At 73.2% G+C, this 19,618-nt stretch carries 14 protein-coding genes and 1 pseudogene; 6 read left to right on the top strand and 9 right to left on the bottom strand.

Annotated elements, in window-relative coordinates:
* Positions 1-21: 21 nt before the first annotated feature.
* On the bottom strand, positions 22-2,955 hold the full coding sequence (locus ACO0M4_RS06690) for a BTAD domain-containing putative transcriptional regulator (RefSeq protein WP_430368754.1): 2,934 nt from the start codon (positions 2,953-2,955) through the stop codon (positions 22-24).
* Between the two features lie 173 nt (positions 2,956-3,128).
* Between ACO0M4_RS06690 and ACO0M4_RS06685 the strand changes: the two genes are divergently transcribed.
* Both ACO0M4_RS06685 and ACO0M4_RS06680 read left to right on the top strand, forming a co-directional pair.
* Complete coding sequence (locus ACO0M4_RS06685) at positions 3,129-4,127, top strand: alpha/beta hydrolase (protein ID WP_430368753.1); 999 nt, start codon at positions 3,129-3,131, stop codon at positions 4,125-4,127.
* A gap of 42 nt (positions 4,128-4,169) precedes the next feature.
* Positions 4,170-5,018 carry a MerR family transcriptional regulator gene (locus tag ACO0M4_RS06680; RefSeq protein WP_430368752.1) on the top strand — a complete coding sequence of 283 codons (849 nt, stop codon included), beginning with the start codon at positions 4,170-4,172 and terminating at the stop codon, positions 5,016-5,018.
* On the opposite strand, the pseudogene ACO0M4_RS06675 reads toward ACO0M4_RS06680, so the two are convergent.
* The 4 genes and pseudogenes from ACO0M4_RS06675 to ACO0M4_RS06660 form a co-directional block, all read right to left on the bottom strand.
* A pseudogene (locus ACO0M4_RS06675) lies at positions 4,939-5,202 on the bottom strand (MerR family transcriptional regulator); the annotation flags it as partial. The gene ACO0M4_RS06680 and the pseudogene ACO0M4_RS06675 overlap by 80 nt on opposite strands.
* Before the next feature lie 24 nt (positions 5,203-5,226).
* The gene (locus ACO0M4_RS06670; RefSeq protein WP_430368751.1) at positions 5,227-5,655 is read right to left on the bottom strand and encodes a hypothetical protein; all 429 of its coding nucleotides are present in this window, start codon (positions 5,653-5,655) and stop codon (positions 5,227-5,229) included.
* Positions 5,656-5,872: 217 nt separating this feature from the next.
* A complete protein-coding gene (locus ACO0M4_RS06665) occupies positions 5,873-6,562 on the bottom strand; it encodes a response regulator transcription factor (protein ID WP_430368750.1) in 690 nt (229 codons plus the stop codon).
* A 102-nt stretch (positions 6,563-6,664) separates the two neighbouring features.
* On the bottom strand, positions 6,665-7,021 hold the full coding sequence (locus tag ACO0M4_RS06660) for an ArsR/SmtB family transcription factor (RefSeq protein ID WP_430368749.1): 357 nt from the start codon (positions 7,019-7,021) through the stop codon (positions 6,665-6,667).
* Positions 7,022-7,085: 64 nt separating this feature from the next.
* On the opposite strand from ACO0M4_RS06660, the gene ACO0M4_RS06655 reads away from it, so the two are divergent.
* A complete protein-coding gene (locus tag ACO0M4_RS06655; protein ID WP_430368747.1) occupies positions 7,086-8,177 on the top strand; it encodes a cation diffusion facilitator family transporter in 1,092 nt (363 codons plus the stop codon).
* A 19-nt stretch (positions 8,178-8,196) separates the two neighbouring features.
* Here ACO0M4_RS06655 and ACO0M4_RS06650 read toward each other — a convergent pair whose 3' ends face one another.
* The 3 genes from ACO0M4_RS06650 to ACO0M4_RS06640 all read right to left on the bottom strand — a co-directional run bounded on the left by ACO0M4_RS06650 (position 8,197) and on the right by ACO0M4_RS06640 (position 12,317).
* Complete coding sequence (locus ACO0M4_RS06650; RefSeq protein WP_430368745.1) at positions 8,197-9,258, bottom strand: sodium:calcium antiporter; 1,062 nt, start codon at positions 9,256-9,258, stop codon at positions 8,197-8,199.
* 274 nt (positions 9,259-9,532) lie between these two features.
* Positions 9,533-10,948, bottom strand: a complete 1,416-nt coding sequence (locus ACO0M4_RS06645) for a SufS family cysteine desulfurase (protein WP_430368744.1) — start codon at positions 10,946-10,948, stop codon at positions 9,533-9,535.
* A complete protein-coding gene (locus ACO0M4_RS06640) occupies positions 10,935-12,317 on the bottom strand; it encodes a family 2B encapsulin nanocompartment shell protein (RefSeq protein WP_430368743.1) in 1,383 nt (460 codons plus the stop codon). The genes ACO0M4_RS06645 and ACO0M4_RS06640 overlap by 14 nt, the downstream gene beginning before the upstream one ends.
* A gap of 440 nt (positions 12,318-12,757) precedes the next feature.
* On the opposite strand from ACO0M4_RS06640, the gene ACO0M4_RS06635 reads away from it, so the two are divergent.
* Positions 12,758-15,697: a SpoIIE family protein phosphatase gene (locus ACO0M4_RS06635; RefSeq protein WP_430368741.1), complete on the top strand. Its 2,940-nt coding sequence runs from the start codon at positions 12,758-12,760 to the stop codon at positions 15,695-15,697.
* Positions 15,698-15,895: 198 nt separating this feature from the next.
* A complete protein-coding gene (locus ACO0M4_RS06630; protein WP_430368739.1) occupies positions 15,896-16,408 on the top strand; it encodes a hypothetical protein in 513 nt (170 codons plus the stop codon).
* Between the two features lie 184 nt (positions 16,409-16,592).
* Here ACO0M4_RS06630 and ACO0M4_RS06625 read toward each other — a convergent pair whose 3' ends face one another.
* Complete coding sequence (locus ACO0M4_RS06625) at positions 16,593-17,096, bottom strand: hypothetical protein (protein ID WP_430368738.1); 504 nt, start codon at positions 17,094-17,096, stop codon at positions 16,593-16,595.
* Between the two features lie 522 nt (positions 17,097-17,618).
* Between ACO0M4_RS06625 and ACO0M4_RS06620 the strand changes: the two genes are divergently transcribed.
* The gene (locus tag ACO0M4_RS06620) at positions 17,619-19,589 is read left to right on the top strand and encodes an amino acid transporter (protein WP_430368737.1); all 1,971 of its coding nucleotides are present in this window, start codon (positions 17,619-17,621) and stop codon (positions 19,587-19,589) included.
* Positions 19,590-19,618: the final 29 nt, after the last annotated feature.

Here is a 19,618-nt window from a genome sequence, read left to right as displayed (position 1 = left end):
GTCGCCCCCGGGGGCGGTCCGTCAGCGGTCCGTGCACGCGTCGAGTCCCGCGAGTGCCTGCGCGCGCTCCTCGGGGTGTGCGTCGGCCCCGGGCAGGGCGAGCGCGGTCCGGAACTGTTCCCGCGCCTCGGCGCCGCGGCCGGCCGCGGCGTAGGCGCGGCCCAGCCGGGCCCGGATGTCCATCTCCAGCCGGTCGCGGTGGGGTTCCGTACGGGGGCACAGCGTCTGGTGTTTTGAGAGTGCCTGGTGGTGGAGGTCCGCGGCGGCGTTCAGGTTTCCCTCGCCGTGCTCCGCCGTGCCGTGTCGGGTCAGGATGATCGCGTGCAGGAGGACGTCCCCGACCTGCTGGGCCAGGTCGGCCGCGTGGCGGTAGAGAGCCCTGGCCCGGCCGTACCCGCCGAGGGCGAGGTGGGCGTCGGCGGTGCAGGTCAGCACCTTGCTGATCATCCGGGGGCGGCCGTTGGTCTCGGCGTGGGCGAGGGCGGCGGCGTAGCAGGCCAGCGCCTGGTCGTACCGCCCCTGGACGTGGTGGGCCGTGCCGAGGAGGATGAGCCCCTGTGCGGCGAGCCAGTGGGCATCGAGCCGTCGAGCGACCTCGACCGCCGTGGTGACCGCGGGAATCACCTGTTCCGCCCGGCCCAGGTTCAGTTCGACGGCGCCCAGCCCGCACCGGGCCCCGGCCTCTTCGTACCGGTCCGCGTGGCGGCGGCTGAGGTGCAGCGCCTCGGTGAACCAGGCGCGCGCTTCGCCGTAGCGGCCCAGGTAGAGGTCGGTGAGGCCCATGCGGTTCCGCAGTGCGGGAGCCATCCGCCGGTCGGTGGCCCGGTCCACGTGCGCGAGCGCGGTCTCCAGGGCCGTTCGGCACTCGTGGTAGCGGCCCTGCCGGGCGAAGTAGTCGCTCAGTGCCTCGGCGATCCAGCACGCGTGGTCGACCTCGTCGAGCGCCACCGCGTGCCCGACGACGTCGACGAGCTCGCCGCCGGCCGCCTCCAACCAGCCGGCCGCCTCCTGCCAGTCCGCGAACGGCGCCCCCGCGGGCCGCGGCCCGGTGGGGAAGCCGTCGGGGCCCCAGTCGCTGGTGACCCGGCCCGCGTCCAGATAGAGGCGCAGTGCGGCGGTGCGGCCCGCGTCGCCGTCGGCGGGTGCGGCTTCCGCGAGCCGCCGCGCATGCACCCGCACCAGGTCGTGCAGGCGGTAGCGGCCCGGTCGCGGTTGCTGCAACAGACTCGCGTCGACCAGGCTCTCCAGGATCTCCTCCGCCTCGCGGTACGCGCACCCCAGCACGGCCGCCGGTGTCAGCGGGTCGAATTCGACCGTCGGCGACCGGCCCAGGGTGCGGAAGCCCCGTTGCTGCTCCGGGGCCAACTGGTCGTAGGACAGGCGGAAGGCCGCCTCCACGCTGCGGTCCCCGGCGCTCAGTTCGCCGAGGCGGTGCTCGTCGCCCGCCATCCGGTCCACCAGGTACGCCAGCGTCCAGGCAGGTCGGGTCTGGAGCCGCGCCCCGGCGATGCGCAGGGCCAGCGGCAGCCCGTCGCAGAGGTGGACCAGCGCACGCGTCGCGTCCGGTTCCCGGTCCGCGCGCCCGGTGCCCACGATGTGCCGGAGCAGGGACAGCCCGTCGCCGGTCTCCAGCGGCTCCAGGGTGACCCGTCGATCGGTGTCCAGTCCGGCCAGCCGCCGCCGACCGGCCACCAGCACCGTGCTGCCGGGCCCGGCGGGCAGCAGCGGCCGGATCTGTTGCGCGCTCAGGACGTCGTCGAGCACGAGGAGCAGCCGCAGCGAGCTGGTCGCGGCCCGCCATGCCGCGGTCAGTTCGTCGAGGTCGTCGGGCACCTCGCCGTCGGCCGTGCCGAGCGAACGCAGCAACCGCCGCAGGACCCGTTGTGGGGAGAGCGCCCGCTGTTCCGTGCTGTGGGCGCGCAGGTCCATGAACAGGCAGCCGTCCGGATGGTGACCGCGCAGCGCCCTGGCCGCATGGACGACGAGCGCGGTCTTGCCGACTCCGGCCGTGCCGTCCACCGCCACGACCGCCACGGACCCGGGCGGCGGGGGCGCGGTCAGCAGGGCCAGTTCGTGCTCCCGCCCGATGAGGCGGCCGGTGTCGCCGGGCAGTTCGTTGACCGTGCGGCGGGGCCGGCGCGGAGCGGCGGGCGCGCGTGCCGGCGCCGGGCCGAGCAGCAGTTCGTCGTCGCGGCGCAGCACCGCCTGGTGCGTCCGGCGGAGTTCCTCGCCGGGATCGACCCCGAGCTCGTCGCGCAGCCGGGCCCGTACGTCCTGATAGGTGCCGAGCGCCGCCGCCTGGCGACCGCTGCCATACAGGGCACGGATCCGCAGCGCCGCCAGCGGCTCGTCGTAGGGATCCGTGGCGGCGAGAGCGGCGAGGTCGTCCAGGGCGTCGGCGGACCGGCCGAGGCGGACCAGGCACTCCAGCCGGTCCTGCTGGAGGGTGCGCTGGAGCCGCGTCAGCCGCCGCCGCTCGCCCTGTGCGAACGGCCCCGGCAGCCCGGCCAGGGGCTCGCCGCGGAACAGGGCCAGCGCGTCGACCAGCCGGTCCATGGCGGTGGCCGGGTCATCGGAGGTCTTCGCGTGCTGCGCCGCCCCGACCCGCTCGGCCAACTCCGCGGCGTCGAGCCGCACTCCGTCGCCGACGAAGCGGTACCCGCCGCGGACGCTACGGATCACCGACCCCGCCGGTCCGGCGCCCGCCGTGTCGAGCGCCTTCCGCAGCGGGTAGACGTAGCTCGGCAGTACCCGGCGACCGGAGCCCGGCGGCTGTGCGCCCCACACGTCGTCGAGGAGCTGTTCATGGCTGACCAGCGTGCCCGGACGCAGCGCCAGCGCGGCCAGCACCGCCTGCCGTCGCACCGGCCCCACGTCCAGCGGCGACCCGTCGTACCAGGCCCGCACCGGCCCCAGCACGGCGATCCGCAGCCGTTGCGTGCCTGCCCCGTCCACCCCGAAGCCCCCGCTCCCGCACCGCACCGCACCGCTGTCTGCCTCATCGAGAATTCACCGGCATTTCAGCGCCTCCGGCAACCGTTGGCAAATCCGCCGAGAGCCGCGCCGCCGACCCACCCGCGCGTTCCTCAGCACGCGGACCGTTCGTGCCACTTCCCGACCAGGAGGTCATGTTGAGCGAGCACCGCGCCACCCGCAGGAGTGTCCTGAAGGCCGTCGGCGGAATCTCCGCGGCGATGGCGCTCGGCGGCGCAGGCGTCCTGGGCTCAGCGTCGCCGGCCGGGGCGACCGGCGACGGGGCCGGGCTGCGCATCGTGGACCGCCGCGAGGACGACCCCCGCATGTGGTACTACCGGTTCGCGACCGACGCGATCGGCTGGCAGCCGGCCGTCAACGTCCTGCTGCCGGACGACTACCACACCAGCGGCCGCACCTACCCGGTCCTCTACCTGTTCCACGGCGGCGGCACCGACCAGGACTTCATGACCTGGGACCGGCTGCCGAACGGCGGTATCCGCGCCTGGACCGCCGGCAAGCCGCTCATCGTCGTGATGCCCGACGGCGGACACGCCGGCTGGTACTCCAACCCGGTCCATTCGAACACCGGCCCCCGGAACTGGGAGACGTTCCACATGGCCCAACTGCTCCCGTGGGTCGAGGCGAACTTCCGGACCTACGCCGAGTACGACGGCCGGGCGGTTGCCGGGTTCTCGATGGGTGGCTTCGGCGCGCTGAAGTACGCGGCCAAGTACCCCGACCGTTTCGCGTCGGTGAGTGCCCACTCCGGCCCGCCCAGCCTGCGCCGCGACCTCGGCGCGGTCGCCCACTGGGCCAACGTGTCCGCCGCGGCCCTGGACCTGGCCGGCGGCACGATCTACGGCGAGCCGTGGGACGAGGCCAAGGTCAGCGCCGACAACCCGATCGAGCACGTCGAGACCTTCCGCACCAAGCGGGTCTTCCTGGTCGCCGGCACCAGTCCCAGCCCGGTTGACGCGTTCGACCTGCTCAACGAGACCGAGGTGCTCGCCGGCCAGCGGGAGTTCCGGGCCCGCCTCGACGAGGCCGGCATCCCGCACGAGTGGCACGAGGAGCCCGGGGGTCACTTCGTCCGCCCCGAGCTGGCCCTCCGCGACCTGGACGGCATCGTCGCCCGACTCCGGCAGGCGTAGCGGTGGCCGCGTTCCCGGTGCGGGGTGCGCGACACTGGGCGGATGACGAGTGATTCCCCCGAGCAGGAACCGACCATCATCTGGGAGGGCGCCGGACCGACCGGTCCCGACGGCCTCACCGTCGGTCGGACGGCCGCGCTCGTCGGGGTCAGCGTGAAGACGCTGCACCACTGGGACGCGATCGCCCTGGTGCGCCCGAGCGGCCGCACCTGGGCCGGGTACCGGGTGTACTCGGCTGACGACGTGGCCCGGATCCACCGGGTCCTGGTCTACAAGGAGCTCGGTCTCCCGCTCGCCCAGATCGGTCGGCTCCTCGACGATCCGGACGCCGATGCGCGCGAGCACCTGCGCCGGCAGCGGTCGCAGCTCGTGGAGCGCATCGCCCGCCTGGAGAAGATGGTCGGCGCGGTCGACCGCATGCTGGAGGCGTCGCGGACCGGTATGCGGCTGACGCCGGAGCAGCAGGTCGAGATCTTCGGCGACGACTGGCGGCCGGCCTGGGTGGACGAGGCCGAGGACCGCTGGGGCGACACCGCGCAGTGGAGCCAGTACGCCGAGCGGGCGGCCGGGATGACACCGGAGGACTGGCAGGAGGTCGCGGCCGCGACCGACGCGCTGAACGTCGATCTCGCGGCCGCGCGGCGCGCCGACGTCGCCCCCGGTTCCGACGAGGCGAACGTCCTCGCGGAGCGGCACCGCGCCCTGCTCTCGCGGTATTTCGACTGCACCCACTCGATGCACGCGTGCATCGGGCGGATGTTCGTCGACGATCCCCGCTACGCGGAGTACTTCGACACGGTCGCGCCGGACCTCACCCGCTGGCTGCGCGATGTGATCTTCGCCAATGCCCGGGCGCACGGTGTCGATCCGGAGTCGGCGACCTGGGAGTGACCGGCGCCGCGTCGAGGTATTCGCCGATGGCGTCGCGGTTGCGGACCAGGCAGGAGATGCGGTCGGTCATCCGGTCGCGTTCGCTGACCAGGGTGGCGATCATCTCCGGGGTCGCGTCCGGGAAGTAGATGGCCCGGGGCTGGTCCAGGCAGGGCAGGATCTGCTTGATGGTGCGGGTCGGCAGCGGGCAACGGGAGGTGACGTGGCGTCAGTGCACGGTCACGGTGACGGTGGACGAGTGCGTCTTGCCGTGGGCCACCCGGAGCTTCTCCTTGCCCTTCTTGCTGAGTTTGACCTTGACGCTGTAGTTGCCGCCGTGCTTCGTCTTGGTGTTGGCGTGCAGCGTGGTCCACTTGCCCTTGTTCAGGTGTTGCACGGTGAGCTTGCTGCCCATCGCGATGCCCTTGGTCCGGCCGCTGAGGGTGACCGTCTGGCCGGCCTTGAGGGACTTCGCGCTCGCCTTGACGCTGATCCCCTCGTGCGTCTTGGCCACGGCCGTGGCGACGGTGGCGGAGTGCAGGTCCGGTACCGCGCTCGGCACGGCGACCGCGGTACCCGCCCCGCCGGCGAGCAGGGCGGCGCATGCGGCGCCGATGGCCGCGATCCGCCAGCGGTAGGACTTCTTGGTGGTCGCCATGGAAATCACCTCACCTGGATTCGCCCGTGCTCCCGGTCGTGTTCCGGTTTCGGGTTCCGGTGCGCGTCCCGGGTCCGGGCCGGCTCCCTGCCGGTTCCCGGCCAGTATGCGCAGCGGTTCGTGAGGCCACCGTGTGGGGCGGATGTGAGTCCTCACATCCGCTCGCGGCGCGGTCCCGGCGGCGTCCGCTCGCCTCCGCCCCTCCCTCGTGCGGCCCTCAACCGCTGGTCACGGGGGTCGGGTTGAGCAGCCGGTAGCCGGCGCCACGGACGGTCTCCAGGTGGGACGCCCGGCCCCCGCGGTCGATCTTGCGGCGCAGGTACGCCACGTACTGGTCGACGACGTTGGACACCCCGTCGCAGGGGAAGTCCCAGACGTGTTCCAGGATCAGGGTCCGGGTCAGCACCTCGCCGGGATGCCGCAGGAACAGCTCCAGCAGCGCGAACTCCTTCGGCGACAGGCGGAGTTCGGTCCCGCCGCGCCAGGCACGGCGGCTGGCCGGGTCCAGTCGTAGATCGCCGACCGCGATCAGCGGCGGTCGGGCGTGTGCACCGCGGCGGGCGAGCGCCCGGAGCCGGGCGTACAGCTCGGCGAAGCTGAAGGGCTTGGCCAGGTAGTCGTCGGCGCCGGCGTCCAGTCCCCGTACCCGGTCGCTGATCTCGTGGCGGGCGCTCAGCACCAGGACCGGTGGCCAGCAGCCCGCGGCCCGCAGCCGGCGGCACACCTCGAAGCCGTCGTAGCCCCGCAGCAGCACGTCGAGGACGATCAGGTCGTACGGCACCTCGCGGGCCCGCCAGACCGCCTCCGGGCCGGTCACCGCCAGGTCCACGACGTAGCCCTCCTCGGTGAGGCCGCGCCGCAGCAGCACCGCCGTGCGGGGCTCGCCGTCGACCACCAGGACGCGCATGCCTCCACGGTAGGAGCTCTCCGGGCGGACGACATGTGGAGCGGGGGCACACGGAGCGTGGCGCCGGCGCCACGCTCCGTGTGCCCCCGCGCGCCCGCCCGCTCAGTCGTGCGGCGGCAGGTGCCGGACCTGGTGGTCGGCGGCGTTGAGGGCCTCGTCGACCAGGCGGCGCAGATGCCCGTGCCGCAGGGCGTACACGGCCCGGCGGCCGTCCTTGCGGGTGGTGACCAGCCCGGCCAGTCGGAGGCGGGCGAGGTGTTGGCTGACGGACGTGCGGGAGGCGCCGCAGGTCTCGGTCAGGGTGGTGACGTCGGCCTCGCCGGTGCAAAGGCACCGCAGCAGGGTCAGTCGGGTGCGGTCGGCGAGGAGTCCGAGGATCTCCACGGCGACCGCGAGCCGGGCGCCGTCGTCGGGCTCCTGCGAACCGTGCGCATCTGATAGGTGCATGCGTGCGCTCATACGCACATAATGAGGGGGCGAGGGCGTAGGACACAAGCCGCGCCCCGGACGTCGGGAAGGTGCGATGCCCGTGAACGCGCAGATGCCGGTCTCCGAGCCCCATCCCCACTCCCACCCCCACGGCCATGAGCACCCGCACCCCACCGCCGCCGGCCGCTCCCCCGCGGCCCGGCTGCGGCACCGGCTGGCGCACGCGGTCACCCCCCACAGCCACGAGGTCCGGGACAAGGTCGACCCCGCGCTGGAGGGCTCCCGCGAGGGCATGCGCACGCTCTGGCTCTCGCTCGCGGTCCTCGCTCTGACCACCGTGGTCCAGGCCGCCGTCTTCGCGCTGTCCGGCTCGGTGGCGCTGCTCGGCGACGCCCTGCACAACGCCGCCGACGCGCTGACCGCGGTCCCCCTCGGCATCGCCTTCATCCTCGGCCGGCGAGCCGCCAACCGCCGCTACACCTACGGCTACGGCCGGGCCGAGGACCTGGCCGGAGTGGTCATCGTGCTCACCATCGCGGCGTCCTCGGTGCCCGCGCTCTACGCGGCCGTCGACCGGCTGGTGCACCCGCGGGACGTGGCGCACCTGTGGGCGGTCGCGGCCGCCGCGCTGGTCGGCTTCCTCGGCAACGAGTGCGTGGCCCGCTACCGCATCCGCACCGGCCGCCGGATCGGCTCCGCCGCGCTGGTCGCGGACGGGCTGCACGCCCGTACCGACGGCTTCACGTCGCTGGCCGTGCTGCTGGGCGCGGGCGGCGCCGCGCTGGGCTGGCGCGCCGCGGACCCGGTCGTCGGCCTGTTGATCACCGCCGCGATCCTGCTGGTCCTCAAGGACGCCGCCCGGGAGGTGCTCCGGCGGCTGATGGACTCGGTGGACCCGGCGCTGGTGGCGGCCGGCGAGGCGGCGCTGCTGGGCGTGCCCGGCGTCCGTGGCGTGGGGCAGCTGCGGATGCGCTGGATCGGCCACACGCTACGGGCCGAGGCGAACATCGTCCTGGACCCGCGGCTGACGGTGGCCGGGGGGCACCGGATCGCGGTGGCCGCCGAGCACGCGCTGATCCACGGCGTACCGCGGCTGACGGCGGCCACCGTCCACCTCGACCACACTCCGGAGGACGGCGACGCGGACCCGCACGCGGCCCTGGCCCACCACGCCCCGGCCACCTGACGGCGGGTCCCGGGTCGGCTCACGCCAGGATCGGGATCAGCCCCAGTCCGAACACCACGTAGAACCCGGCCGCCACCGCCAGCCGGCCCGGGGTGAGCCGGTGCGCGCGCATGGTCAGCAGGAGGTAGCCGATCGCCACCATGGTGATCAGGCCGGACCACAGCAGGGCGGTGTCGAAGTGCCAGCTGGTGAAGAGCAGGCCGAGGCCGCTGGGGACGGTGGCCTGGATCATCATGGCGCCGGAGATGTTGGCCAGCGCCAGCTTGGTCTTGCCCTGGCGCACCCAGATCACCGCGTTCATGATCTCCGGCAGTTCGGTGGCGATCGGGGACAGCAGTAGCGCGGTGACCGACGCGGAGAGTCCGAGCATCGGACCGATGGCGTCCAGCTGGTGGACGAAGAGCTGCGAGGCGAAGAAGATCACCGCGAGGGTGGCCAGGGTCTGGGCGACCACCGCCCAGGTCGCCGGCGAGGCGGCCTTGGGCTGGAACTTCAGCGGCTCCAGCTCGACGCCCTCCTCGTCCTCCTCGTGGTCGCCGCGGATCTCGCGCCAGAAGTAGACCGCGTACACCGCGAAGAACGCCAGGCCCAGCACCGGCTTGAAGGCGAAGGCGACCAGGCCGAGCGCGACCTTGACGAGGAACACCGGCAGGAACCAGGTCTGGTCCTTGGCCAGCCGCCGCAGGTCCCGCTCCGAGCCGAGCGCCTGCTCCACGTCGCGGTCCGCCGGCGGTCGCGGCACGGTGTCGGCTGTGCCCGCCGGGACCGCGGCGCGCCGCTTGCGCCGCTGGAGCAGCAGCATCGCGCCGGTCACGCCGTACGCCACGGTGGCCAGTGCCAGCGGGCCGCCCATCGCGGCGCCGACGCCGATGTTCTTGGCTTCCGGGGTGGCGCCGGTGGTCACCGCGACCAGGGTCACCACGGACTCGGGCAGGGCGGTGCCGAAGGCGGCCAGGATGGTGCCCACCGCCATCCGGCCCACGTTGAGCCGCTCACCCAGCCATTCCACGGCGTTGACGAACCACTCACAGGAGAGATAGATCGCCACCGCGCACACGATGAGCAGAACGAAATGCAGCACGCTGATCGTCAGCCTTTCCGCTCCGGCGGGCCTTGACGACGACCGGCGTGGGAGCGGCGGCACGACTTCGGCCCGCCGACGCGTGGGAAGTCGTCGACAAAGGGCCGAAGGTCTCGCCCGCCCGCACAGAGACTGCGTGGGCCCGGCCACCGGGAGCCGACTGCGGCTCCAGTGTGTCGACGACCGGTTTGCGGGGCTACTCCCCTTCGCAACCCCCAACCCTACACACCACGGGTGCGGGGGCACGTCGACGGGGCACCGGGTGCCGGCGGCCTCAGGCGGACTGTTGGAGCCGCTGGAGCGAGGCGACCAGCTGATCCACCTCCTCCGGGGTGTTGTAGAGGGCGAGTGAGGCGCGGGCCGCGCTCGTCAGGCCGTAGTGGGCCAGGGACGGTTGGGCGCAGTGGTGGCCGGCGCGGACGGCGATCCCGTCCTGGTCCAGCCAGTCGGCGATCCGGACCGGGTCGTGGCCCGCCAGGGTGAAGGTCAGCACCGCGATCCGGTCGGCGGCGGAGCCGATCAGGTCCAGTCCGGGGACCGCGGCCAGGGCCTGTTGGGCGTAGCCGAGCAGTTCGGTCTCGTACGCGGCGACGGCGTGCCGGTCGAAGCCGGTCAGCCAGTTGATCGCGGCGAGCAGACCGACCACGCCGGCGATGTGGCCGGTGCCGGCCTCCAGGCGGTGCGGGACGGGTGCGTAGTGGGTGTGGTCGAAGGAGACGGATTCGATCATGTTGCCGCCGCCCTGCCACGGCGCCATCGCTTCGAGGATCTCCGGCTTGGCGTACAGGGCGCCGATGCCCGTGGGGGCGAACAGCTTGTGGCCGGAGAAGGCGTAGAAGTCGGCGTCGAGGTCCTGGACGTCGACGGGGAAGTGCGCCACCGCCTGGGCGCCGTCGACCAGGACCTTGGCCCGGTAGCGGTGGGCGAGCGCGGTCATCTCCTGGAGCGGCGGGACGGTGCCGAGGACGTTCGACGCCTGACTGATCGCGACCAGCCGGGTCCGCATGGAGAGCCGGTCGGCGTAGGCGTCGAGGTCGATCTGCCCGTCCGGCCGCAGGGGGACGGGGACCACTCGGGCCCGGGTCTCCTTGGCGACCAGCTGCCAGGGGACGATGTTGGAGTGGTGCTCCAGCACCGGTACGAGGATGTCGTCGCCGGGGCCGAGGTTGGCCCGCCCCCAGCTCTGGGCGACGAGGTTGATCGCCTCGGTGGTGCCGCGGACGAAGACGATCTCGTCCGGGGACGCCGCGCCCAGGAACCGGGCGACCGCGCTCCGGCCCGCCTCGTACGCCTCGGTGGCCTCGCGGGCCATGGTGTGCGCACCGCGGTGGATGTTGGAGTTGCCCGCCCCGTAGAAGCCGGACACCGCCTCGATGACCTGCCGGGGCTTTTGGGTGGTGGCCCCGTTGTCGAGCCAGACCAGCGGTTTGCCGTTGACGGTCCGGTGCAGGATCGGCACATCGCGGCGCGCCAACTCCGGCGTGAAGGTGGACTGTTGGGAAAGCTGACGGCCCGTCGGGGCGGCGCCGGGCCGGGCCGCGGTGGTGGGCTCGGTCACCGGTGTCGGGGTGCCTGCGCCCGTCCCCGGCGCGGTGGTGGCGGCGTCCGGCAGCTGCGTCGTCGCTGCGGTGGGGATTCCCGTCGCGGTGGGTGCGGTCAGCGGGAATCCCAGGACGTCAGGCGTAGTCATGGTAACGGGACACCTCGACGTTCTGGAGGACGGCGAGGGAGTCCTCGACGAGGACCGCGGCGTTGAAGTACGCGGTCATCAGGTACGAGGTGATGCCCTTCTTGTCGACGCCCATGTTCCGCATGGACAGACCGGGTTCGATCTCGTCGGCGACGCTCGCCGGGCGCAGTCCGACCACGCCCTGCTCGGCCTCGCCCATCCGCATCAGCAGGATCTCGGTGGTGCCGGTGTCCGCGCCGCCGGAGAAGCGCACCTTGTCGGAGGGGAGCAGCGGCACGCCGCGCCAGGTCAACAGCGGGCTGCCGAAGCTGGTGTCGATCACCGGGGGCACGCCCCGGCGGGTACATTCCCGGCCGAACGCGGCGATGGTGCGGGGGTGCGCGAGGAAGTAGCCGGGCTGCTTCCAGACCCGGGTGAGCAGTTCGTCGAGGTCGTCGGGGGTGGGGGCGCCGTGCCGGGCCTGCACGCGCTGGCCGGGGGCGACGTTGCGGAAGAGGCCGTTCTCGGGGTGGTTGAGGAGCACGTCCTCCTGGCGTTCGCGGAGCGCGTGGGCGGTGAGGTTGGCCTGGGCGCGGGTCTGGTCGATGGGGCCGTTGTAGAGGTCGGAGACCCGGGTGTGGACGCGCAGCACGGTCTGGGCGAGGTTCATGTGGTACTCGCGGGGCTCGTCCTCGTAGTCGACGAAGGTCGCCGGCAGGTCGGGTTCGCCGACGTGCCCGGAGCTGAGGTCGACCGGCACCTCGCTGCCCGGCAGCACACCGTCCGCCGCGAGGTAGGCGTCCATGGCGGGGCGCAGCGACGGGGCGCGGTCGACCAGTCGGGCCAGGGCGGCGCGGTCGAGGCAGAGCGCGGTGCCGGGGGTGAGCGCGGTGACCCGGTACGGCATCGGGTCGGAGCGGGTCCAGGCGTCGAGGTCGAAGAACTGGCCGTCGCCGATCACTTCGAGGAGCGCGTCCTCACCGTAGCGACCGCGGGCCCGCTTCTCGGCGCGGCCCTGTGCGATGACGAGCAGCCGCTCCGACACCGCGCCGCCCTCCGCGAGGACTTGGCCGGCGTCGAAGGACACCGCCGTGAAGGCTCCGGCGAGTTCGGTCAGGAACCCGTCGTCCGCCTCCCGCAGGTACGGGAGTTCGCGCAGGTCGCCGGGGATGACGCGGTAGGTGTCGCCGTCCTGGTAGGTGGCGAGGCGGTCGTCGCCCAGGACGTAGGTGCGGCGGCGGTTGACGCGGAAGACGCCGGATTCGACGTCCACCCACGGCAGGGCGCGCAGCAGGTAGCGCGGGGTGATGCCGCGCATCTGAGGGGCGGTCTTGGTGGTGGTCGCGAGCTGCCGTGCGGCATCCGGGGCGAGCGTCATCCGGTCGTTCACTGGAGCCTCCTTACGGGACCAACGGCATGCCGGCCGGCCGGCATGGGCCGGTGGCATGCGGGACATCGGGATCGTCGGGCCGGGAATCGGCGGCCCGCAACGGCTCGTTGGCGCACCTCCGGCCGGAAACGCTCGTCGCCCTCCACGCAACTCCGAATAGCCGTGCGACTACCTTGTGTCGCGCGGTCGCTACGCCGCGTGGAATCGGGTCCAAAAGGGCACGCGTGGGCGCCCGGACACCCCGAAGTGACGACCGACCGCTTCCCACATCCGTCCAAATTTGCGCTCATAAAGCCGCTTTGTCATTCCGAAAGGAACGCTTATGACGCCGGCGCAGCTGATCGCTATGCGGGGGCGCACAATGCTAAATATGGCGCGTGATGGAAAATTTCGGGCGAAAGAGATATTCCAGGCGTGAGGTCGGGCGCCGTCTTCGCTCGGTGCTGAGCGTGCACAGCGTCGCGGGCCAGGTGCTCGTGTTGCAGCTCGCCCTGGTGGTGCTGCTGGTCGTGGCAGCCGGGGTCGCGCTCGCCCTCCAGGCCCAGCAGGCGAGCCTGGAGGAGGCCGAACAACGCTCGGCCATCGCCGCACTGGCCTTCGCGCACGCTCCGGGGACCGCCGCCGCGATGCAGTCCGCGGACCCCACCGCACGGCTCCAACCCCGGGCCGAGGAGGCCCGCAAGGAAGCCGGGCTCGACTACCTCGTCGCGTTCAGCCCGTCCGGGATCCGCTGGACCCACCCCAACCCGCAACTGATCGGCAAACAGGTCCCCGGCGGCTACGCTCCCGCACTCGCCGGCCGGACGGTCACCTCCACCTCCCGCTCGGCCTTCGGGCGCGCCGTGGACACCACGGTGCCCGTCAAGGACCCCCACAGCCGGATCGTCGGGCTGGTCGCCGCCGGCATCAAAGTGCAGCGGACCAACGAGTGGGCACTGCAACGGCTCCCGCTGCTGATCGGCAGCGCGGCCGGCGCACTGGTCATCGGGGTCGGCGGGGTCGCCCTGGTGAGCCGTCGGCTCCGCCGGCAGACCCACGGCCTGGACCCGGCCGAGATGACCCGGATGTACGACCACCACGACGCCGTCCTGCACGCCGTCCGCGAGGGCGTGCTCATCATCGGCAGCGACGGACGGCTCCTGCTCGCCAACGACGAGGCCCGCCGGCTGCTCGACCTGCCCGACGACGCCGAGCACCGCCGGGTCACCGAACTGGGCCTGGAGCCGGGCACGGCCGCCCTGCTGGCCTCCGGGCGGGCCGCGACCGACGAGGTGCACCCCGCCGGCGACCGGCTCATCGCCATGAACATCCGCCCCACCGCCCCCTACGGCGGCCCCGCCGGCACCGCCGTCACCCTGCGGGACACCACCGAACTCCAGGCACTGACCGGCAAGGCCGAGGTCGCCCAGCGGCGCCTGAAGCTGCTCTACGACGCGGGGATGCGGATCGGCAGCACGCTGGACGTGGCCCGCACGGCGGAGGAACTGGCCTCGGTCGCCGTCCCCCGCTTCGCCGACGTGGTCTCCGTCGAGCTGCTGGAGCCGGTGCTGCGCGGCGACGAGCCGACCGGGGAACACGCCCCGATGCGACGGCTGGCGGTCCGCGGCGTCCCGGAGGACTCGGCGGCCTACCGCGTCGGTGAGCGCATCCGCTTCGTCCCCGGCAGCCCCATCACCGCGGGCATCGCCGGCGCCCGCCCGGTCCTCGTCCGCGATCTGCGCGCCGAACACGCGTGGCGGGCCCAGGACCCGGTCGACACCCAACGGATCCTGGACAACGGCATCCGCTCGCTGATCGCGGTGCCGCTACGGGCCCGGGGCGTGGTGCTGGGCCTGGCCAACTTCTGGCGGGCCGAGACCTCCGAGGTGTTCGGCGCGGAGGACCTGTCGTTCGCCGAGGAGCTGGCCGCGCGGGCCGCGGTCTCCATCGACAACGCCCGCCGCTACACCCGCGAGCACGCCACCACCATCACCCTCCAGCGCAGCCTCCTGCCGCGCGCGCTGCCCGAGCAGTCCGCCCTGGAGGTGGCGCACCGCTACCTGCCCGCACAGGCCGGGGTGGGCGGCGACTGGTTCGACCTCATCCCGCTGCCCGGCGCCCGGGTCGCCCTGGTCGTCGGCGACGTCGTCGGCCACGGCCTGCACGCCGCCGCCACTATGGGCCGGCTGCGCACCGCGGTCCTCAACTTCTCCGCCCTGGACCTGCCGCCCGACGAACTCCTGGGGCACCTGGACGAACTCGTCAGCCACATCGACACGGACGAGGCCCGCACGGACGGCATGGGGGCCGACGGCGAGGGCGGCGAGCCGGCGGGCCGACCGAGGGACCACCTGCACCCGGCGGGAACCACTCCTGACGAGGCATCAGCGGACGGTGCTGCCGGCGGGCCGGCCCCCCACACCGTGCCGGGTCCGGACGGATCGCCGCCCTCGGGCGCGCCCCCGGCCCTGGACGCGTCCCCGGAGCAGTCCCCGGACCCGGACACCTCGCCGCTGGGGGACGAAGTGCTGGTCGGGGACAGCAGCACCGGCATCACCGGCGCCACCTGCCTCTACGTCATCTACGACCCGGTAGCCGGCCGCGTCACGCTGGCCCGCGCCGGGCACCCCGGCCCGGCCCTGGTCCGCCCGGACGGATCGGTCTCCTTCCCCGACGTACCGGTCTCCCCGCCGCTCGGCCTGGGCGGCGGGCTGCCGGTGGAGACCGTCGACCTGCCCCTGCCCGAGGGCTCCCGGCTCGTCCTCTACACCGACGGGCTCATCGAAGACCGCGAGCGCGACATCGACACCGGCCTGGAACTGCTGCGCAGCACCCTCGCCGACGCCCCGGACCGCTCGCCGGAGCAGACCTGCACGGCCGTCCTGGACGCCATGCTGCCCCCACATCCCAGTGACGACATCGCCCTGCTCGTGGCCCGCACCAAGCTGCTCGCCCCGGACCGGATCGCCGAATGGGAGGTCCCCTCCGACCCGGCGGCCGTCGGCCCCGTCCGCGCCGCCTGCATGCGCACCCTTCAGACCTGGGGACTGGACGAGATCGGCTTCACCACCGAGCTGATCCTCAGCGAACTGATCACCAACGCCATCCGCTACGGCACCCAGCCCATCCGCGTCCGCCTCCTCCACGACCGCGCCCTGATCTGCGAGGTCTCCGACGGCACCAGCGCCTCCCCGCACCTGCGGCGCGCCGCCACCACCGACGAGGGCGGGCGCGGGCTGTTCCTGGTCGCCCAGTTCGCACAGCGCTGGGGAACGCGCTACACCCCCAGCGGCAAGGTCATCTGGACCGAGCAGACCCTCGACGGGATGCGCGCCCCGGGCGGCCCCGAGGACGGCGGTATCGACACCCTCCTCGACCGGTGGGACGAACCGGCGCTGTGACCCGCGGACGCCACCGGCGCACCGGATGCAGCCCCGGCCACCCCTCGCTAACCTCGTTCGAAGGGCCGCGGAAAGCCCGCCCCGTACGCGTCCCCCGCGCCCGCGGCACGCCGAGGACACCCGCCCACGACGGCACCCCGACCAGCGGTCCCCCTCTCCCCGGCCTGGATCTGACGGATCTGACCTCTGGAGGCCCCCATGATGCAGGTGCCCGAACCGCGCGACATCGCCCCGCGCCTGGCCAGCGGCTCGTTCATCCTGAACGCCGGGCTCACGATGTGGAAGTCCGACCGGGAGGCCGCCGAAGCGGTGCACGGCATGGCGTCCGCGGCGTACCCGTTCCTGTCGAAGCTGCCCCCGGAACGGTTCACGCGGCTGCTGGCCGCCTCCGAGATCGCGGTCGGCGGCGCGCTGCTCGCGCCGTTCGTCCCGACCCGGCTGGCGGGGGTCGCCCTGACCGGGTTCGCCGGCGGCCTGCTCGGCCTCTACCTGCGACTGCCCGGTATGCGTCAGCCAGGCAGCCTCCGCCCCACCCAGGCGGGACTCCCGCTCGCCAAGGACAGCTGGCTGCTCGGCATCGGCCTCGGCTTCCTGAGCGCCCCGTGCAGCCCCCGGGCCCACCGCTGCCACGGCACCCACCACCGCCACGGGGCCCACCGCTGCCGCCGAGCCCGTCGCTGTCCCTTCCCGCGCGCCCTGCGCGGACGTTGATCCGGACGGGCGGGCGGGGTGGACGAGGCGGACACGGCGGACGAGGCGACTGGGACGGGTCCGGGCGGGGCTAGTTGGTCGGCTTGGTCGGCTTGGTCGACCAAGACGGCTTGGGCGGCCTAAGACGTCACACCGACGCCGTTCCGCCGCGCGCCGTTCCGACGTGCCAACGACGCCATCGACGTCACCCGGCGCCGCCGCGTCGGGTCCGCGCCGCCCGGGCGCCTCGCACGGCCGCCGCGCAGACCGCCCCGGCCAGCCCCGCCCCCGCGAGGATCCAGAGGCTCGTCCGGTCGGTCTGCTGCCAGGCCAGTTCCGCGCGCTGGTGCACGACGAAGCCGTCGAAGAACATCCAGGAGACCAGGACGACGGCGGGCACCAGGCGGGGCCGAGCCGCCGCGGCGATGGCGACGGTCAGCAGCGCGAACGCGGCGAGCGAGAGCCACAGATGGCCGGCCTGACCGGTCACCAGCAGGGCGGTCACCGCGACCGCGGTCGCCGCAGCACCGACCGGCAGCGCGAGATCACGCCCCAACTCGTCGGCGGGCGGCACCGCGCCGACGGCCCGCCCGCCCGAGGCCGTCCGCCTGCCGGCCACCGCCCGCCCGGTGCGCGGTGCGCCCGGGGCGGATGCGGCCTTCGGGGCGGCCGGGGGACGCGCGGGGAGCGGGTGGTGGAGGGCGGCCATGGGAACACCTCCTGGGGCCTGCCCCGAGGACGGGGCAGGGGGCGGGACGGGCGGCCGGGCAGCGGGCCGGGGCCTGGTGTCAGAGTGCGCGGAACGGGGGGCGTGAGCCCGAATCGGCGGGGAACTTAACGCCACGTGTACGAGGGGGGCGGGGTTTCTGACGCGTCCCTGACGCCGGAGGGATGGACACCGGATGGCCCCGGACGCGCCCCTGCGGCGAACGCGCGCGGAAGCGTGTTGCATACTCGCCCTTCGTTGCCCGGCGGTTCCCGGGCAACGCCCTCTGGGGCGAAAGCGACAAACGGCGAAAGACGGCGAGTTGGGCGGAATCCACCCCTTAACGCGGTAGACGGTCCGGCACTCCGGGCTGTCCGACCACCGGTCGATCACGCCATCGACCCGCACGACGCCTCGACACACCCCACGCACACCCCCACGCACACGCACACCCAACCAACCAACCAGTCGACCGATCCGTTGTGGCGGTCGGCGGACGAATGACGATCGGCAGGACGTGGCCGCATGACCAGTACGCAGGTGGACCCCACTCCGCCACCCCCCACCGCCTCACCGAGGTGGCGGTCCTGGCTGCTGGACGGACTCAGCGAGCAGAGCGCCCGCCACCCCGGGCCGCACGGCACGCCACCGGCCGAGCACAAGGGCCACTCCTGGTGGCGGGTGATGTGCCTGACCGGTGTCGACTACTTCTCCACCCTGGGCTACCAACCGGGCATCGCGGCACTGGCGGCCGGGCTGCTGTCACCGTTCGCCACGCTCGTGCTGATCGCGCTGACGCTGCTGGGCGCGCTGCCCGTCTACCGGCGGGTCGCCAAGGAGAGCCCGCAGGGCGAGGGTTCGATCGCCATGCTGGAGCGGCTGCTGCCCTGGTGGGCGGGGAAGCTGCTGGTGCTGGTACTGCTGGGGTTCGCGGCCACGGACTTCGTCATCACGATGACGCTGTCGGCGGCGGACGCCTCGGCACACGTCGTGGAGAATCCGTTCGCCCCGGCCGCCCTGCACGGCGCGAACCTCTGGATCACGCTGCTGCTGCTCGCCGCCCTGGGGGCGGTCTTCCTCAAGGGGTTCCGCGAGGCGATCGGGATAGCCGTGGCGCTGGTCGGCGTCTATCTGGTGCTCAACGTGGTCGTGCTGACCACGTCGGCCTGGCAGGTGCTGTCCCACCCGGTGGCGATCGGCAACTGGTGGAGCGCGATGACCGCGCAGCACTCCTCGCCACTGGCGATCGTCGGGGTCGCCCTGCTGGTCTTCCCGAAGCTGGCGCTGGGCATGTCGGGCTTCGAGACCGGCGTGGCCGTGATGCCGCAGGTGCGCGGGGACGCCGCGGACGACCCGGTCAAGCCGGCCGGCCGGATCCGGGACACCCGCCGGCTGCTGACCACCGCGGCACTGATCATGAGCGTTTTCCTGCTGCTGTCGAGCCTGGCCACCACCATCCTGATCCCGCAGAAGGAGTTCGCGCCCGGCGGTGCGGCCAACGGGCGCGCGCTGGCGTACCTGGCGCACCAGCACCTCGGTGAGGCGTTCGGAACGGTCTACGACATCTCGACCATCGCGATCCTGTGGTTCGCCGGGGCGTCGGCGCTGGCGGGGCTGCTCAACCTCGTGCCGCGGTACCTGCCGCGCTACGGCATGGCGCCGGAGTGGACCCGTGCGGTGCGACCGCTGGTGCTGATCTTCCTCGCCATCGCCTTCGCGATCACGATCGTCTTCGACGCCAGCGTCGACGAGCAGAGCGGCGCCTACGCGACCGGTGTGCTGGTGCTGATGCTCTCCGCGTCGTTCGCCTCGACCGTCGCCGCCCGGCACCGCGGGCACCGGGGTGCCGCCATCGGATTCGGCGCGATCACCCTGGTCTTCGGCTACACGCTGGTCACCAACGTCATCGAGCGGCCGGACGGTCTGAAGATCGCGCTGCTGTTCATCCTCGGGATCCTGCTCACGTCGTTCGCCTCGCGGGTCCACCGCGCCTTCGAACTGCGCGCCGCGGACGTGGTGTTCGACGAGACCGCGGAGCGGCTGATCGAGGAGGCACTGGTGGCCGGGCCGCTACGGGTGATCGCCAACGAGCCCGACGAGCGGAACGCGGCGGACTACCGGGAGAAGGAGTACAGCCAGCGCGAGGAGACCCATATCCCCGACCGCGGGCCGGTGTTGTTCCTGGAGGTGCTCGTCGAGGACTCGTCGGACTTCACCGCGGAGCTGCACGTGCACGGCGTGGAGGCGTACGGCACGCGGATCCTGCGGGTGCAGGGTGCGGGCGTGCCGAACACCATCGCGGCGGTGCTGATGCGGCTGCGGGAGCGGACCGGCCAGGTGCCGCACATCTACTTCAACTGGACCGAGGGCCACCCGCTCAGCCATCTGCTGCGGTTCCTGGTGTTCGGCGACGGGGAGGTCGCACCGGTCACCCGCGAGGTGCTCCGCCGCGCAGAGCCGGATCTGCGGCAGCGCCCCCGGGTACACGTGGGCTGACGCCCCCACTCCCCCGCACGTACTCGTCC

Source organism: Streptomyces sp. RGM 3693 (assembly GCF_050471125.1).
Taxonomy (GTDB): Bacteria; Actinomycetota; Actinomycetes; order Streptomycetales; family Streptomycetaceae; genus Streptomyces.
The sequence above is the reverse complement of the archived record's forward strand: the minus strand, read 5'-3'. Positions and strand labels throughout refer to the sequence as shown.

Bases quoted from the DNA above. Each gene is read 5' to 3' on its own strand.
- ACO0M4_RS06620 (WP_430368737.1), top strand. From the start codon at position 17,619: ATGACCAGTACGCAGGTGGACCCCACTCCGCCACCCCCCACCGCCTCA.
- ACO0M4_RS06680 (WP_430368752.1), top strand. From the start codon at position 4,170: ATGACGAGTGATTCCCCCGAGCAGGAACCGACCATCATCTGGGAGGGC.
- ACO0M4_RS06630 (WP_430368739.1), top strand. From the start codon at position 15,896: ATGATGCAGGTGCCCGAACCGCGCGACATCGCCCCGCGCCTGGCCAGC.
- ACO0M4_RS06645 (WP_430368744.1), bottom strand. From the start codon at position 10,948: ATGACTACGCCTGACGTCCTGGGATTCCCGCTGACCGCACCCACCGCG.
- ACO0M4_RS06670 (WP_430368751.1), bottom strand. From the start codon at position 5,655: ATGGCGACCACCAAGAAGTCCTACCGCTGGCGGATCGCGGCCATCGGC.
- ACO0M4_RS06685 (WP_430368753.1), top strand. From the start codon at position 3,129: ATGTTGAGCGAGCACCGCGCCACCCGCAGGAGTGTCCTGAAGGCCGTC.
- ACO0M4_RS06665 (WP_430368750.1), bottom strand. From the start codon at position 6,562: ATGCGCGTCCTGGTGGTCGACGGCGAGCCCCGCACGGCGGTGCTGCTG.
- ACO0M4_RS06655 (WP_430368747.1), top strand. From the start codon at position 7,086: ATGCCCGTGAACGCGCAGATGCCGGTCTCCGAGCCCCATCCCCACTCC.
- ACO0M4_RS06625 (WP_430368738.1), bottom strand. From the start codon at position 17,096: ATGGCCGCCCTCCACCACCCGCTCCCCGCGCGTCCCCCGGCCGCCCCG.
- ACO0M4_RS06660 (WP_430368749.1), bottom strand. From the start codon at position 7,021: ATGAGCGCACGCATGCACCTATCAGATGCGCACGGTTCGCAGGAGCCC.